Raw genomic sequence first — 15946 nt, 5'->3', positions numbered from 1 at the left:
ACTATTTATTAATGTCCTCTGGGCGTTGGGGCAGACTCTCTCCTGAGGATCCCTGGGGACGAATGAGCTCGATCGGCAGGCCATCGGGATCGGCGATGAACGCCACTTCATAGACCTGGCCCCCAATTTGCTGGAGCTGGGGCGGCAGCAGCAGGGTAAGGGGCACTTGCGCTCGCAAATGTTCTAGGTAGTTGGCCAGGGATCCCCATTCGGGGCCCACCTCAAAAGCGGGATGGTAGTAGCCCACATAGTGGGGATCCCCAAAGGGATCCGGGGCAGGCCGGGGATCCGGCACCTGCATCAGCTCTAAGCGCCCCCAGGGACCACGCATCCAGCAGGCCAGCGTGATCCCGGCAGTAAAGCGTTCTTCCACCGCAAAGCCCAGCCCCTCGTAAAAAGCGATGGAGCGGAAGATATCGGCGGTGCGAATGGAAAAATGGTGTAGTTTCATCGTCCTGCAAAGCAGCCAGATGGGGCCAGACCGCTCGGATCATCGCCGATGACGGCTGGTCAAGCGCAGGTAGACTTGCTACGCTCCAGAAAAGTAGGCTGTCTATCTTAAGCACCTCTTGCAGTGTATGCTGGCCCGCCCAATCCTTGGGGCGGGAAATGCGACAACCTAAGCCGATTGCTGCCAACCTCAATTATGCCTAAGCTGGTCATTGTCGAATCTCCCACCAAAGCCCGTACCATCCGTGGATTCTTGCCCGCAGGGTACGAAGTTCAGGCCTCGATGGGACATGTGCGGGATCTCCCCGATTCGGCATCTGAAATTCCAGAAGAATTGAAAGGAGAAGAGTGGAGCCGCCTGGGGGTCAATGTCCACGCCGACTTCGAGCCCCTCTACGTCATCCCCAAGGACAAAAGAAAGGTGGTCAAGGAGCTGAAGGAAGCGCTCAAGAAGGCGGACGAGCTGATCCTGGCCACCGACGAAGACCGCGAAGGGGAAAGCATTAGCTGGCACTTGCAGCAGGTGCTGCAACCCAAAGTGCCCACCCGCCGCATGGTGTTCCACGAGATTACCCGCGAGGCCATTCAGGAGGCGCTGCAAAACTGCCGTGAGGTGGATGAACAACTGGTGCGTGCCCAGGAGACCCGCCGCATCTTGGATCGCCTGGTGGGCTATACCCTGTCGCCGCTGCTGTGGAAAAAAATTGCCCCCAAACTCTCGGCAGGGCGGGTGCAGTCGGTGGCGGTCAAGCTTTTGGTGGATCGAGAGCGGGAGCGGCGCGCCTTCAGAAAAGCCTCCTACTGGGATCTCAAAGCGGAGCTGCAGCCCAAAACGACCGTCGCCGGCCAGCAGGCTGTCTTTCCAGCAGAGCTGGTGAGCTTGGGTGGCAAACGCCTGGCCAATGGGCAAGACTTCGATCCCAGCACCGGCCAGCTCATTGCCGGGCGGGATGTGGTGTTGTTGGATCAGGCCCAGGCCGAGGCCCTGCGGGATCGCTTGCTGGGAAAAGCCTGGATCGTCAGCTCTGTGGAAGAGCGCCCCTCCACCCGCAAACCTGCCCCTCCCTTTACCACCTCCACCCTGCAGCAGGAGGCCAACCGCAAGCTGCACCTGTCGGCCCAGCAGACGATGCGCATTGCCCAAAAGCTCTACGAAGAGGGCTACATCACCTACATGCGCACCGATTCGGTCCACCTGTCGGAGCAGGCCATCCGCGCTGCCCGCGCCTGCGTGGAGTCGATGTACGGCAGAGAATATCTCAGCCCCGAGCCCCGTCAGTACACCACCAAAACCAAAGGGGCGCAAGAAGCCCACGAGGCCATTCGTCCTGCTGGATCAGAGTTTCGCCTGCCCAGCCAAACCCCCCTCTCCGGCCAGGAGCTGGCCCTCTACGACCTGATCTGGAAGCGCACCGTCGCCAGCCAAATGGCTGAGGCGCGGCAGACCCACACCATCGTACTCATCGCCGTAGACGATGCGGTGTTCCGGGCCAGCGGCAAGCGCATCGATTTTCCCGGCTTTTTCCGCGCCTATGTGGAGGGATCCGACGACCCCGATGCTGCCCTAGAGGATCGGGAGGTGCATCTGCCCCTGTTGCGGCAGGGGGATCCCCTCCGCTGCCAGAAGCTGGAACCCGTTGCCCACGAAACCCAGCCTCCAGCCCGATATACGGAAGCCTCCTTGGTCAAGGTGTTGGAAAGTGAGGGCATTGGCCGCCCCAGCACCTACGCCACCATCTTGAATACGATCATGAGCCGTGGCTACGTCAGGCCGATGGGGAATGCCCTCGTGCCCACCTACACGGCTTTTGCAGTCACCGAGCTACTGGAAAAATACTTTCCCAACCTGGTGAATACCCGCTTCACCGCCGAGATGGAGCAAACGCTGGACGACATTGCTTCTGGACAGGCGGAGTGGCTGCCCTATCTGCGCCATTTCTTCTTGGGCGAGCAGGGTCTCGAGGGACAGGTGAAGGCGCGCGAGCTGGAAATTGATTCCGGCCTGGCCCGCTCCATCCATCTGGAGAACCTGCCTGTCAAGATCGGCATTGGCCCCTATGGCCCCTATGTAGCAGTTGAAACTGAGTCTGGAGAGGTGCGCGCCAACTTGCCGGAGGATATTCCCCCCGCCGATCTGAGCGCAGAACACATTGCGGAGCTAATCCAGCGGAAGCAGGAAGGCCCCAAGCCCATTGCCTTTCACCCGGAAACCCAAGAGCCCATCTACGTGATCCCGCAGGGCCCCTATGGCCCCTATGTGCAGTTGGGGGAAGTTTCTGAGGACAACAAAAAACCCAAGCGCACCTCCCTGCCCAAAGGGTTGAAACCGGATCAGGTCACGCCAGAGATTGCCTTGGGGTTGCTGAGCTTGCCTCGCACCTTGGGGGAACACCCGGAATCGGGGAAAAAGGTGCAGGCCGGTATTGGCCGCTTCGGCCCCTACGTAGTCTGTGATGGCGATTTTCGCTCTCTGCCCGCCGAGGAGGATGTGCTGACCATCAGCCTGGAGCGGGCGCTGGAGCTGCTGGCCCAGCCCAAGAAAAGCCGTGGGCGCGCCTCGGCCAAGCCCTTGCGGGAGCTGGGATCCCATCCTGAGGATGGCGAGCCGGTTCATCTGCACGACGGCCCCTATGGGCTGTATGTCAAACATGGCAAGGTCAATGCCTCTTTGCCCAAAGGGATCCCTGCCGAAGCGGTTACCCTGGAAATGGCCCTGCAGGTGCTGGCCGAAAAGGAAGGCTCTTCTGCAGAGGTCAAGGGGAAAAGCCGCTCGACCGGCAAAGCGGGCTCCTCGGTCAGTAAAACCCAAGCCAAAACTGCCTCCAGAAGCCCTACAGCCCAGCAGGCCGGAAATGCTGTGCCCCAGAAGCGGCGTAAAGCACAAACCACTTCCACCGGCAGCGGGATGGCCAAAGAGCCGCAAGCCCAAGCGAATGGGTCAGCCCAGGTGGGATCCCGTCCCACCATTGTGAAGATCACCCCCAAAGCCCCCGCCTGAGGTCAGCTTCTTGGGGTGCGATGGCCCAAGGTCGCCTGCTCAAGGTGGCTCAGGGATCGGCTATGTAGCAGCTTTGCTGACGAAACAACTGCTCCAAGGGCCACAAGCAGCGGCCACAGCGGCTTCCCGATTGGCAATGCAACCCATTGCTTCTGCAAACGGCAAGGGATCCTGCTGCTGGCACTTGAGAATCTGGGCGTGTTCCAGCTCGCTGCAGTAGCAGTAGGCAGGATGGCGACGATGGGGGTGTGCAAGGGACACGGGAGTAAATGAGAGTTGGAGTCGGGGCCAACAGCCTTCAGCTCAACGTTATCACCTGGGTGCCGGGGAAGTAGTGATTGAGAATTTGCGGCGCTGTGTAGCCCTTCTCGGCCAAGCCACGGGATCCCCACTGACACAGTCCCACCCCATGCCCGGCTCCGCGATAGGTAAAAAGGTACACTTCCTGCTGGCCGGCCTTTGGCTGGAGACGTTCCCACGTGAAGCGGTTGCTGGGGAGGATCCCCCAACCCAGGGTTTGGCCAAGGCGCAGCACAAACTCTTGGCCAGTCAACAGTTGGGATCCAACGCGGATGCGCAGGGGGCGACCCCAGGGATCCGACTGCACAATCTCCAGATCGCCGTTGCCCAAGGCTTGCTCCAACTCCCGTCGGCTGAGCCGGACGCTGTGAGGGCCATAGAAGGGAGAGGCGCGACACCCGTCACAGATCACCCCTTGTAGGTAGGGGCGGGCGGGTGGGGCAAAAATATCCTGATTGGCGCTGGTGTGGCCCCCACAGGTGGAGTGAAACAGAACCTCTATCGGCTGGCCGGCATGGGTTAGGATCTGCCCTCGGGTTGCCCGCACCGCAGCAGTGGTCGCCGCCGTCTCATAGGCCAGGCCACCATAGAACTGGTGGGCGGTGGAGTCTTGCAATGGCCTTATCGGGGCAGAGGGCCATTCTCTTCTGGGGCCGGGGCACAGATGGGGAACGGCCAAGGTACGGGCCAAGATGGCTTGCGCCTGCAAGGCGGCAGCTGGCCAGTCGGCGGGCATTTCGCTGGGCACCAAAGCCAGCAGATAGTCTTCCAACTTCACCCAATTCACCAGATGCAGGCGACCTAAACCCTTGGGACGAATCTGTACCCAGCCCCGATAGCGACGCTCCTCCCCTGCGAGGGAGCGCAGAGCTCCCCCCTGTAGCCAAAGGGATCCCTGGTAGCGACGAGGCTGTCCCGGCCCGGTCAGAAGGAGCTCTTGGCGGCGAACCTGTAACTTCCAGGTGCCTGTTGGAAAAGGCTGCTGATTTAAAACAAAAGGGCCCATCAGCTCCAACTCGACCAAGGGATCCGCACTCCAGCGGCTGAACAGCTCCACAGCCAACCACCCCTCTGGAGGAGCGGTTCGGGCCGGCAGAGCGCCCACACAAGCAGCGCCGGCGGCTCCCAGCGCCATGGCCCCAAACCGTCGTCGTCGCATAGGTTCTCCCCGGAACTGCCCCCGTCTCAAGGTGAGCCGGCCAGCAAGGGATCGTATCCCAGTTGCTGGGTAAGCCGGGCGCGGGCCAATTCCCGATATTCCCAAAAGTGTTCTCCTGCGGCGCAGAGGCCCAAATACAAGTTCAGCAGGCTGGGCTTGCGCCGCCAAATCGTCCATAGCTGTCGCCAAAATTGGGCGCGAATTTCAGGGTGAAGGATCCCTTGCCGCCAGATGAGTTGTAGAAGCAGATGGATCCCTTTGCGAAGGGGCAGCTTCATCATTTGCCGCCGGCCATCTTTGATGCCGATATTCAGGCATTGTTGCAGGCAGCGAGATAAATATCGCGCAGGATCATACAATTTCCAAAAACTTTCCAGATATTCTTGAGCAATCTCCGATAGAGAACGGGTGGGAATAAAGTTCATCAGTGTATTTTGATCGCCAAACTCAGTCACGCCGATCCCTTCCAGCAACCGTTCCTCTTTCTTCAAGCGATTCCAGAGCTGTGTGTTTGGCAAAGCCTGTAAAATGCCCAGCATTGGCTGAGGAATACCGGTTTGCTCGACAAAAGCCTGAATGCGCTCCCCTGCTCCTGGCCGCTCTCCATCAAAGCCCAGAATAAACCCAGCATAGATCAGCAGTCCAGCATCGTTGATCTTGCGACAGGCCTCCACCAAAGGGTGGCGGGTATTCTGGAGCTTTTGGGTCATCTGTAAGCTGTCTTGGTCTGGGGTCTCAATGCCCAAAAAGACAGCATAGAAACCCGCCTCTACCATTAACCTCATCAGTTCTTCATCTTCCGCCAGGTTAACCGAAGCCTCTGTCATAAAGGTAAATGGATAGTTGCGCTCCTGGCTCCAAGGGATCAGCTCTCGCAAAAATCGCTTGACGTTGCGCTGATTGCCGATAAAATTGTCATCCACTACAAATACCGAACCCCGCCAGCCCAAGTCATAGAGGGCCTGTAGCTCAGCTAGCATTTGACTTGGCTCTTTGGTTCTTGGCTTGCGTCCGTAAAGAGAGATGATATCGCAAAACTCACAATTAAAGGGGCAACCTCGTGAAAACTGGACTGACATCATGAAGTATTGATCCATGGGCAGCAGATCAAACCTTGGCAAAGGACTTTGGGTTACATCCGGCTTTTCGGCGGCCCGAAAAATGCCCGACTCTTGCCCAGCTTCTAGAGCCTTGACAAAGGCCGGTATGGTCACTTCCCCTTCATCCAAAACCAAATAGTGAGCACCAGATTCCAGGGCATCCTGTGGCACAGAAGTTGGATAGGGCCCGCCCACAGCTACTTTTTTGCCCAGTTGTACAGCCTTGCGAATCAGGGCGTGGAAATCTTGTTTTTGCACCAGCATGGCTGACAAGATCACCAGATCGCACCACTGCCAATCGGCTTCTGTTTCAGCAGCGACATTGCGATCCACAAAGCGAATCTCCCAGTGTTGGGGTAGCAGAGCAGCAACGGTGATCAAGCCCAGAGGTGGCATTAGCGCTTTTAGTCCCACCATCTCGATGGTGCGATTGTAAGACCAGAACGATTGAGGAAAACGCGGATAGAGCAGCAATGCCTTCATACCGACCAGCTCCTGAGTTGCAGATCGACCAACTTGATCCCCTACTGGTTTCCTATCGATTTGCTAGGCTTAGATAAAGCAGCCACAGATCAAACGCCTGCTCGCAATATCCTGCTGATGTTAGCCATTGGCAGATCTTGTGCAGGCTATCTGTGGAGAATCCTATGGTTCTGCGGCAAAAACTTAGCGGGCAGGGCCAATGGAGTAAAGCTTATCGGGATCCCTTAAAGTTGGTTTTGGTTATCGTCGGGCTGAGTGTTGACGTTCCCCTAGCGTACCCCCTGCAATCTTGAACCAAACCCTGCCCTCTCACGGCTGGGGACGAAGTCAGTTCGGCGCACCTTGCTCAAAAACCTGCTGAACCAAGCCGCTGACGATGGAAAGTACAATTGCGCCGATAAACGCCCAACCGAAATTATCGATGTTGAAAGCATTCCCGGCCAGCTTATCGGCAATGGCTAGACAAATGCCGTTCAAAATCAGCCAAAACAAACCCAGGGTAAGAACCGTAATCGGCAGGGTGATCAGCCGGAGAATCGGCCTAACCAAACCATTGACCAGACCAATGGCCAGAGCCGCCACCAAAGCACCCCCGAATCCAGAGACGTGGATTCCGGGCAAAAGCCAAGCCAGGATCATTACACTCAAGGCTGACATCAGCCAGGTGGCCAAAAGAGTTGCCATGCTCCCTCCTCTGCCCTGATGGGGCCGCGATTTTGCCCTCTATGCTAGCTGATCTCCTCAGGGATCCCTTGCGCAGAAACCTCTTCAGGGCTGTAAGTTTGCAGGGCCAAAGCATGAATGCTCCGCCCCATGTGTTCCGCCAGAGCGGCATACACCAGGCGATGTCGCTGTAGGGTCGTTTTGCCGACAAACAGAGGCGACACCACTTGAACTCGGTAGTGCCCTCCTGTCCCGCCCCCGTGGCCGATGTGAAGGTGGGACTCATCCTCCACCTGCACATGAAGAGCCTGCAGCTTCTCCATCAGGTGCTGCCGAAGGTAGTCGGGGGTAAGCATGGCAACCCCTCTGGATGAGATGGGATCCCTTAAGATTGAGCCGTGGCCTTAGCAAAGGCTGCCTCGACCAGCGGACGCAGCTCGTTGCGGGCGTGCATCTCTTGGATGATGTCGCAACCGCCCACAAACTCCCCATCAATATAAATCTGCGGGATAGTAGGCCAGTTGGAAAACTCTTTAATCCCCTGGCGGATCTCAGGATCCTCGAGTACGTTAATCGCCGTGTAGGGGAAGCCCAAACTATCCAGCACACGAACGGCGGCATAGGAAAACCCACATTGGGGCATTTCCGGGGTGCCCTTCATGTAGATGAGCACCTTGTGGGTGCGGATTTGCTCACGGATTTTCTCTTCCAAAAGGGGATCCAGCATGGTGTTCAGCCACTATAGCGACAACAGTCGATAGGCAAACTGGCATCCTATCGAGATCTCATTTTCGTCTACTTTTAACATGCTCGACACTTTTCCCGCGGTTGGGCCGAGAGATTCTCTCATAGACTCTGTTCTACGGACGCCACCAGCAAGCCCCATTGCCCAGGGCTGGCCCAAGCCCCCAACCTATCCAGGCAGCGACCCCAGGATCCATGTTAATTTCTACACCAACATGGTTAGCGACAGGGTCGGCGACAAACCTCAAACCCTGATTCTTCCGTTGACCCGGTCGATCCCGCTCTGGGCAAGGGTTTCAGGCCCCTCGGCGGAGAAAAACAAGGGGAAATTGCAGCCGAAAACAAGACCTCTGGGCAAGGGTTATAATGGGGGGGGTCGCTTCCCTTCGGGGAAGTGGAATTAATGGAAACGCTGTAATTAAATTTCAACCCATGAAGTTTTTTGAAAAATACCTTACCGTTTGGGTCTCGCTATGCATTGCTGCAGGCATTGGTCTTGGGAAAATACTGGGGAATTCTGTTTCGGTGCTTGAAAGCTGGCAGATATATACCATCAACATTCCGGTAGCGGTGTTGGTTTGGATGATGATCTACCCGATGATGGTACAGATTGATTTTTCATCGATAGGCGGTGTTTCAAAAAATTGGAAAGGGCTGGCGCTGACAGTTACTGTAAACTGGCTGATCAAACCTTTCACCATGGCATTATTTGGATGGATTTTCTTTAAAAATCTGTATGCTACCTGGATCACTCCGGAAGATGCAGACCAGTACCTGGCAGGCGCCATTCTGCTGGGTGCCGCACCCTGCACAGCCATGGTGTTTGTGTGGAGTTATTTGGTAAAAGGCGATGCCAATTATACGTTAATACAAGTTTCAGTCAACGATCTTATTCTGCCGGTTGCATTTGTACCCATTGTAAAATGGCTGCTGGGAGTAACCAACATACAGATACCGTATGAAGTACTGATTACTTCGGTGGTTGTTTTTGTTGTTATACCGCTAACTACGGGTTATCTGACCAATCGGATATTGCCTCAACGAAAAGGAAAGGATTGGTTTGAACAAAAATTTCTTCCGGCACTTCGTCCTGTTTCCATACTAGCATTGCTTTCAACCCTGGTTTTACTCTTTGCCTTTCAGGGCGAACACATACTGGATCATCCATACACCATTTTGTTGATAGCCATACCACTGACCATTCAAACCTACTTCATATTTTTTATAACCTGGCTGGGTGGAAAATTGCTCCGTTTATCACATCCGGTTTGTGCACCGGCTGCGATGATTGGTGCCAGTAATTTTTTTGAACTCGCAGTTGCCGTGGCCATATCACTTTTTGGTCTTAATTCAGGTGCGTCGTTAGCCACGGTGGTTGGTGTACTCATAGAAGTACCCATCATGTTATCGTTGGTAGCCATCGCTAACAGTTGGAGGTATTAAATAAATCCAGATAAGTAACATTTCCCCATCCACTTCGCAATTGGAATCTGATTCTGGCGGCGGTTTGAGAAGCATACGGGCTTAAATCTATTGTCTTGGTTGCCCATTGTGATGGGGTAGGTACAAATGCAGTGGTCATATCAGGTGCTGTAGCCAATGGACTCGGGCCTGTATTATTACCATAAGATGCTAATCGTATCCAAGTATTGCCACAACCAGTGGTGATACTTACTATTAATGAATCAGTCGCTTCCCTTCGGGGAAGTGGAATTAATGGAAAAATTAATGGAAACAAACCAAGTGATCCCCTTTCACTTCCAGCCAGTGCCCACCTGGATAATCGGGGCTACGGCTGCCTCGGTCTGCTTTTAAGAGCTGGATCCCGGCTTCTACCTGGTCAAAGGTGGGGTGGTGGGGCAACACCAGGGACAAAAACTGGAACATTACCTGCCGCTGCAGAGCCAAGGGGGCAGCCCGCAAGGGATCCCGTCGCAGCCCTGGCAAAGCGGGCTCATATACCTGTGGCCATAGCTGAGCTGCTTGAGCTACCACCAGCTCATGTTCTGCTTGCAGCAGTGTGGCAGCCCGATTTAGGGCCGCTTCCAGTTGCGGATTAAAGTGCTGCTTCAAGTAGGGCATCACCTCCAGGCGGAGACGGTTGCGGCAATGGGCCAGATCTTGGTTGCTGCGATCCGGCCAGACCGGCAATTGGTGCTGCTGGCAAAATTGTTCGGTTTCCCAACGGTATAGACCCAGCAGGGGTCGCACCACCTGGGCAGAGGTGGGATCCCGGTCGTCTAGGTGCCGCTGCCAATCCAGGCTGCTCAGCCCGGCGGCTCCTGTTCCCCGCAACAAGTTCCACAAAAACGTCTCTGCTCGATCCGTGGCCGTATGCCCCATCACCACGGCGCTGCAATCCCAGATGCGGGCCCATTTCTCCAGTTGTTGGTAGCGCCAAGCCCTGGCCCCTGCCTCATCTCGGCGGATGGGATCCGCAGTCTCAACGGCATGAGGCAGTCCCTGCTGCTGCAGCCACCCCTGCAAAAAGCGAGCACACTCCGTTTCATCTGCCGACCAGCGGTGATCGCAATGCAAAACGAAGAGCTGCCAGCCCCAGCGAGGCTGTAGATCCCGCAGGATTTGGAGCAGGCAAAAAGAATCTTGCCCGCCCGAAAAAGCCACCAGCAGCCGCTGGCCAGGGTGAAGAAGTTGCCGCTGCCGAATGGCGCACTGTACCCGCAGGTGGAGAGGAGAGAGCCTGGCCACAGCTTGTTATTGCTCAGGTGCAACCCAGACCCTGCCTGCCTTCATGGGATCCCTTAGGCAAGAGCCCGGGTCAGATGAGAGGCCACCGCCTGCACAGCAGCAATGCTGCGTTCGTAGGCCATTCGGGTCGGCCCCAGCAAGGTGACGGTGCCCAGAGGAGCCGAGCGACGGTGGTAAGTGGAGGCGATAACCGTGCAGTGGTGCAGAGACTCCAGTGGATTCTCGCTGCCAATGTAGATGATCACCGGGATCTTGGGGGCAGGCTGTCCTGACTCTTGATCCATCTCCGTTGAGCTCGGCAGAGGAGGCAGATGCGCCAACTGCGGATCACCCCCATCGGCAAAATGGAGCCCAATCATCCCCTGAAGTTGCTTGGCTCCCTCCTCGATCAACTGCATCACCGCCTGCACCTGCCGGGCCTGGGAAAACTCCGGCTGACGCATCAACTCGGCCATACCGGCACTGAACACCTGCCCCAGAGAGGGCTGTAGACAGCGTTGCACCACCGAGCGCAGCAGTTGCTGGAGCCAATGGCCGTAGGTACGAAATTCTTCATCCAGTTTCAGCCAGCTCAGATCCTGCAACTCGGCAAAGGTTTTGCCCCGCAGCTTCAGGGTGAGAAAGTTGCTGAGCAATTGCAATTCATCTTCCAAATCCTCTCGGGAGTCGCTGGGCCAGTCGGGGGGGCTGACCAGAGCCGAATGGGTTTGATAGGAGTCGGTTACCACCAACACCATCACCCGCCCTGGCGCTACCGACACCAACTGCACATGATGAATGGCTACCACCGGCCCCTGAGGAGGAGTGATGAGAGCAATGCAACCGCTCAGATGGGCCAAAAGCTGAGCTACCCTTTGCAGGAGGCTGTCTAGGTCGTCTCCCAGCTCACGGCCAAGCTGATCCATCAACTGTTGCAGAGCGGGATGGGGATCCGGCTGAGGAGCATCGTGGGGGATCCCACCGCTGTTGGCGGAGGTCAACAAATCGTTGACATAAACCCGATAGCCAAAGTCGGAGGGAACCCGACCCGCAGAGGTGTGGGGCTGAAACAGTAACCCCACCTGCTCAAGGGTGGCCAGGTCGTTACGAATGGTGGCCGTGCTTACCCCAAAGTTGTAGGACTGGGCCAAGGTTTTGGAACCGACAGGTTCAGCCGTCGCAATGTAGCTGCGCACCGTCGCCCAGAGAATCTTCCGCTGGCGGGGAGTCAGTTCGAGTTTCATAGCCGATCAAAAGAACCCAGTCAACGCCTATCAAAGGAAACTGTTAATACAGAGCCGGTAAATTGCTCCAGGATAAACCAACTCAGAGCTGAGATAGGAATCCAGACAGACTTTTACATCTTCTAATCTATATGCATCTATTGTTACTCTTTATATAGCGGGTTGCCTAGGAAGGAAGTTGCAAAACCCGATGTCGGAAGAGGTTGAGACTGCTGCTTGTGCAGGAGAGAGTGAAATCTCTTGTAGCCTGGGCTCCCCTTTTTTGCCCAGAGGTGGTAGAAGATGAACTACGGCTAGCCACCTTGTTGCGTAGCAACAGTCCGCTGCGCCAAGACTGGGGATTTCTGCGCATGAGTTCGGTCAACTCTAGGCCAACTGGGCCTGCTGCTGTCCCCCCTGTATCCTTTTTTATCTTTGAGGTTGTCCCGTGTACTTATCCCCCCAGGAGAAAGACAAGTTGTTGATCTACCTGGCTGCCCAGTTGGCTCGGGATCGGCGGCAGCGGGGCCTCAAACTCAATTACCCTGAGGCGGTGGCCTACTTGAGCGCAGCAGTCTTGGAAGGGGCGCGGGAGGGGAAAACGGTCGCCCAACTGATGAGCGAGGGGCTGACGTGGCTGACCCGCGAGGACGTGATGCCCGGGATCCCAGAGATGATCCCGGAAATTCAAGTGGAGGCTACTTTCCCCGACGGAACCAAGCTGGTTACCCTACACCACCCCATTCGCTAGGGATCCCCCAGATGCTCCAAAGACCCAGAGACTTCAGGAGGTCGTCCCCATGGCTCGCCAATCCAGAACCAACCCTGCTGCCAACGCAGAGCCGGCCCTGATCCCAGGGGAACTGTTGCTGGCAGAGGATCCCATCCAGGCCAACGTCGGGCGGGCCACCGTGACGCTAGAGGTCACCAACCGAGGGGATCGGCCCATTCAGGTGGGATCCCATTTTCACTTTTTTGAGGTGAACCGAGCCCTGGTTTTCGATCGCGCCGCCAGCTTTGGCATGCGCCTCAACATTCCTTCCGGCAACGCAGTGCGTTTTGAGCCAGGGCAAACCCATCGGGTAACGCTGGTGGCTTTGGGGGGCAAGGGGTTGGTGCATGGCTTCAATCGGCTCACGGAGGGCACGATACGCTCCGCTGCCCAGAAGCGGCTGGCTCTGGCCCGATTGCAGGAGTGGCTGGGTGAAGCAGCCCATCCGTAGGGGGAATATGCCCCCCTCAAGTGTGCAGCTTTGGGCAGCGGTGTCAAGGCTCAACCCCATCCCCGTCTCTGCTCAGATTCAGGACAGTAGGGCTATCCTATTTCTCCTCTAGGAGCTGACAGATGTCAGAGCGCGAGACTGTCTTGTGGATGTGGGTGCAAGGCTTGGGGCTAAATCTTTCTGGGTTGGCGCTGTTGGCAGCAGCAGGCGCCGCCTTTGGGCCTCTCAGTTGGACAGGTGCAACGGTGGCGGTGATGTTGAAGCTCATTGGGGATAGCCAACTGGTGCGGGGCTACTGGCTCTGGCAAAGCCAGCGGCAACAGAAGGGATCCCAGCCCGTCAGCTCAGCAGCGGCAGTGCTCCACAGTCAAGCTTGAGACATTGCCCGGCACTTGTCCGGTCTCCGACTCGAGAATGCCAACGCGACCACCCCTACTCCCTTCTGGCACTGGCAAGCCTCACTGTACAAGCCTCACTGTAAATGAGCCACGGTCACTCCAGTACCGCCGTCTTCGGGATCAGCGGCTGAAAAACGCTGAACGCGCGGGTGATTTTGGAGATAAGCCTGGACGCCGGCTTTCAGGCGCCCTGTGCCGTGGCCGTGGATGATCCAAACCGGGCCGGGAGGAGCTTGGGCAAAGTGCTGTTCCAGAATGGCCTCAGCATCAGCAACGGTTTTCCCCCTCAGATCGAGGGTGTTCTGGCTGGTGCGCAGGTTCAGGGGAGCGGTGGCTGCAGGGGAGGGAGGTGGGGCTTTGGGGCGTTGGCGTTGCTTAGCCTGGTGTTCATCGATGGGATCCAACTGCCCCCGTGGCACTGTGAATTTGAGGATGCCGCTGCGCACCACATACACATCCCCTTCGATGGCGATCACTTCCCCCGTCTGACCCAAGCCTCTCAGCCGCACCCGATCTCCCACCTCTGGCACAAACTCCATATCCACAGGCGGCGGTGGGGGAGAGTAGCGCTGCTGGATTTGCGCCAGCTCGGCAGTAATGCGTTGGGGATCCTCTCCCTGCTGCAATTTGCGGATGGCGGCAGCCACTTCCTGACGGGCAGCAGCCAACAGGGCTTGCAGTTCTTGGTTTTGCTTCTGCTCCAGCCGGGCTTCTCGCTCGGCGATTTGGCGGCTGCGCTGCTGCATTTGTTGATGTAGGCTCTCCAGCTCTCGATGCAGGGATCCCACCTGGGCCGCCCGCTCTTCCAATTGAGCCCGCTGCGCTTCCAGGCCGGCAATGACCCTATCCACCTGGCTTTCCCCTTGCAGGTGCCGCTGGGCCCGCCGCAGAATCTCTGGATCCAACTGCAGCCGTTGGGCAATGGCCAAGGCGTTGGAGCGGCCTGGGATCCCCCACAAGAGGCGATAGGTGGGGGCCAGGGTGACCTCGTCGAACTCCACCGAGGCATTTTCAAAGCCGGGATGTTGGTATTTCAGGGCCTTTAGCTCGCCGTAGTGGGTGGTAGCCAGGGTGAGCAGTGCCCTTTCCGAGAGGTACTCCAATAGCCCAGCCGCCAGGGCAGCTCCTTCGGTGGGATCCGTGCCCGCCCCCACCTCATCCAACAGGACAAGGGCCGGCTCCGGAGCAGACTGCAGGGCCTGCACGATGCGGCTGATGCGGCGGATGTGCCCCGAAAAGGTGGAGAGATTTTGTTGCAGCGACTGCTCGTCCCCAATGTCGGCGTAAACCCCGTCGAACCAAGGCAGCTGGGGCGGATCCTGAGCCGGCAGGAAGATCCCCGCCTTGGCCATGAGCACCAACAGCCCCAGGGTTTTCAAGGCAACGGTTTTGCCGCCGGTGTTGGGGCCGGTGATAACCACGACACGAATGGAGTCCGCGAGGGTGAAGTCGATGGGGACAACGGCAGAGCCTTGACCCTCCGAAGGGGCGGCGGCGCGGGACTGCCAGAGCAGCAGAGGGTGCTTGGCCTGACGCAGGCGCAATCCTGCCGAGACAAACTGGGGACGATTGCCCTCCAGCCAGAGGCTGTAGCGACCCCGAGCCAGAGCCACATCCAACCCCACCATCACCCCCTGCAGATGCTCCAGATCGGTGGCCACGGCTGCCACCTGAGCCGAGAGCGCGGCCAAGATCCGCTCTTCCTCCGCCTGAATCTGAGCTTGGGTTTCTCGCCAGCGGTTGCCCAGTTCCACCACAGCGTAGGGCTCCACATAGAGGGTGGCTCCACTGGCAGAGCTGTCGTGCACAAGGCCGCGGATGAGATCCCGATGGGTGGCCTTCACCATCAGGACAAACCGCCCCTGCCGCTGGCCGATCAGGTTGTCCTGCAGCGCCTGGGGGTACTGGCTCATCAACTGTTGCAGGCGCTCCTGGATCTGGCTGCGTTGCCGCCGTTGCTGCTGGCGCAGATCCGCAAGGGTAGGGCTGGTGCTGTCCCGCACCTCACCATGCTCCTCCAGGCAGCGGAAGATCTCCTGCTCCAGCTCCGGGTAGGTGCGCAGGTTGCTCACCCAGGCCTGCAGGTGGGGCAGATGGTCATGATCATCGATCAGGCGGCGGATGCGGCGGGCTGCCCCCAGAGTTGTAGCGATCTGCACCAGCTCTTCCCCGCTCAGGATCCCCCCCCGTTCGGCCCGTTCCAAAGCCGGCAGCAAGTTGTGGATCCCTGCCATGGAAAGGCCCCCCGCCTGTGTGCGATCGAGGCGGATCGCCTCTTCCGTCTGCTCAAGGTAGGCTTCGCTGTCGGCGCGGCTCTGCCAGGGATCCAGCTCCAAGCAGGCGCGGCGGCCCAAGGGTGTGGCCGCAAAGGTGGCCAAGTGCTGACAAAGGCGGGGCCACTCCAGCAATTCCAAGGTTTCTTGCCGTTCGCCTTGGGAGGCCGTAGGCCTTGGGGAGGGATCGGGCTTGGAGAAGACTGGCAGCGGGTGCAAGGTGGGGACGGTGGGCATTAACCAT

Annotated in this window: 15 protein-coding genes; 5 read left to right on the top strand and 10 right to left on the bottom strand. The window is 57.7% G+C overall.

What is annotated here, in order from left to right:
- Position 1 precedes the first annotated feature (1 nt).
- Positions 2–451 carry a VOC family protein gene (locus ACVWZU_RS02295; RefSeq protein ID WP_457443118.1) on the bottom strand — a complete coding sequence of 150 codons (450 nt, stop codon included), beginning with the start codon at positions 449–451 and terminating at the stop codon, positions 2–4.
- Positions 452–646: 195 nt separating this feature from the next.
- Between ACVWZU_RS02295 and topA the strand changes: the two genes are divergently transcribed.
- A complete protein-coding gene (topA, locus tag ACVWZU_RS02290) occupies positions 647–3448 on the top strand; it encodes a type I DNA topoisomerase (protein WP_457443116.1) in 2802 nt (933 codons plus the stop codon).
- A 60-nt stretch (positions 3449–3508) separates the two neighbouring features.
- Here the strand turns inward: topA and ACVWZU_RS02285 are convergent, their stop codons facing one another.
- The 6 genes from ACVWZU_RS02285 to grxD all read right to left on the bottom strand — a co-directional run bounded on the left by ACVWZU_RS02285 (position 3509) and on the right by grxD (position 7880).
- Positions 3509–3709 (bottom strand): hypothetical protein, encoded by a 201-nt coding sequence (locus tag ACVWZU_RS02285; RefSeq protein WP_457443114.1) that lies wholly within the window; start codon positions 3707–3709, stop codon positions 3509–3511.
- 37 nt (positions 3710–3746) lie between these two features.
- On the bottom strand, positions 3747–4907 hold the full coding sequence (locus tag ACVWZU_RS02280; RefSeq protein WP_457443112.1) for a SpoIID/LytB domain-containing protein: 1161 nt from the start codon (positions 4905–4907) through the stop codon (positions 3747–3749).
- Between the two features lie 26 nt (positions 4908–4933).
- Positions 4934–6490 carry a B12-binding domain-containing radical SAM protein gene (locus ACVWZU_RS02275; RefSeq protein ID WP_457443110.1) on the bottom strand — a complete coding sequence of 519 codons (1557 nt, stop codon included), beginning with the start codon at positions 6488–6490 and terminating at the stop codon, positions 4934–4936.
- Positions 6491–6817: 327 nt separating this feature from the next.
- Complete coding sequence (locus tag ACVWZU_RS02270; RefSeq protein WP_011433930.1) at positions 6818–7174, bottom strand: phage holin family protein; 357 nt, start codon at positions 7172–7174, stop codon at positions 6818–6820.
- A 44-nt stretch (positions 7175–7218) separates the two neighbouring features.
- Complete coding sequence (locus tag ACVWZU_RS02265) at positions 7219–7509, bottom strand: BolA family protein (RefSeq protein WP_011433931.1); 291 nt, start codon at positions 7507–7509, stop codon at positions 7219–7221.
- Positions 7510–7538: 29 nt separating this feature from the next.
- Entirely contained in the window at positions 7539–7880 is a 342-nt protein-coding gene (gene grxD, locus ACVWZU_RS02260; protein WP_011433932.1) for a Grx4 family monothiol glutaredoxin, read from the bottom strand.
- 449 nt (positions 7881–8329) lie between these two features.
- On the opposite strand from grxD, the gene arsB reads away from it, so the two are divergent.
- Positions 8330–9340 (top strand): ACR3 family arsenite efflux transporter, encoded by a 1011-nt coding sequence (gene arsB / locus ACVWZU_RS02255; RefSeq protein WP_414328751.1) that lies wholly within the window; start codon positions 8330–8332, stop codon positions 9338–9340.
- Between the two features lie 282 nt (positions 9341–9622).
- Here the strand turns inward: arsB and tilS are convergent, their stop codons facing one another.
- Positions 9623–10606 carry a tRNA lysidine(34) synthetase TilS gene (gene tilS, locus ACVWZU_RS02250; RefSeq protein WP_457443107.1) on the bottom strand — a complete coding sequence of 328 codons (984 nt, stop codon included), beginning with the start codon at positions 10604–10606 and terminating at the stop codon, positions 9623–9625.
- 53 nt (positions 10607–10659) lie between these two features.
- Positions 10660–11829 carry an HrcA family transcriptional regulator gene (locus tag ACVWZU_RS02245; protein WP_414523003.1) on the bottom strand — a complete coding sequence of 390 codons (1170 nt, stop codon included), beginning with the start codon at positions 11827–11829 and terminating at the stop codon, positions 10660–10662.
- Positions 11830–12256: 427 nt separating this feature from the next.
- On the opposite strand from ACVWZU_RS02245, the gene ACVWZU_RS02240 reads away from it, so the two are divergent.
- The 3 genes from ACVWZU_RS02240 to ACVWZU_RS02230 all read left to right on the top strand — a co-directional run bounded on the left by ACVWZU_RS02240 (position 12257) and on the right by ACVWZU_RS02230 (position 13408).
- A complete protein-coding gene (locus ACVWZU_RS02240; RefSeq protein WP_011433938.1) occupies positions 12257–12559 on the top strand; it encodes an urease subunit gamma in 303 nt (100 codons plus the stop codon).
- A gap of 49 nt (positions 12560–12608) precedes the next feature.
- The gene (locus ACVWZU_RS02235; RefSeq protein WP_457403312.1) at positions 12609–13031 is read left to right on the top strand and encodes an urease subunit beta; all 423 of its coding nucleotides are present in this window, start codon (positions 12609–12611) and stop codon (positions 13029–13031) included.
- Positions 13032–13153: 122 nt separating this feature from the next.
- Positions 13154–13408, top strand: a complete 255-nt coding sequence (locus ACVWZU_RS02230) for a hypothetical protein (protein ID WP_011433939.1) — start codon at positions 13154–13156, stop codon at positions 13406–13408.
- A gap of 95 nt (positions 13409–13503) precedes the next feature.
- Here ACVWZU_RS02230 and ACVWZU_RS02225 read toward each other — a convergent pair whose 3' ends face one another.
- The gene (locus tag ACVWZU_RS02225; protein ID WP_457443105.1) at positions 13504–15939 is read right to left on the bottom strand and encodes an endonuclease MutS2; all 2436 of its coding nucleotides are present in this window, start codon (positions 15937–15939) and stop codon (positions 13504–13506) included.
- Between the last annotated feature and the right edge of the window lie 7 nt (positions 15940–15946).

It is taken from the genome of Thermostichus sp. MS-CIW-26, from assembly GCF_054059115.1.
The sequence above is the reverse complement of the archived record's forward strand: the minus strand, read 5'-3'. Positions and strand labels throughout refer to the sequence as shown.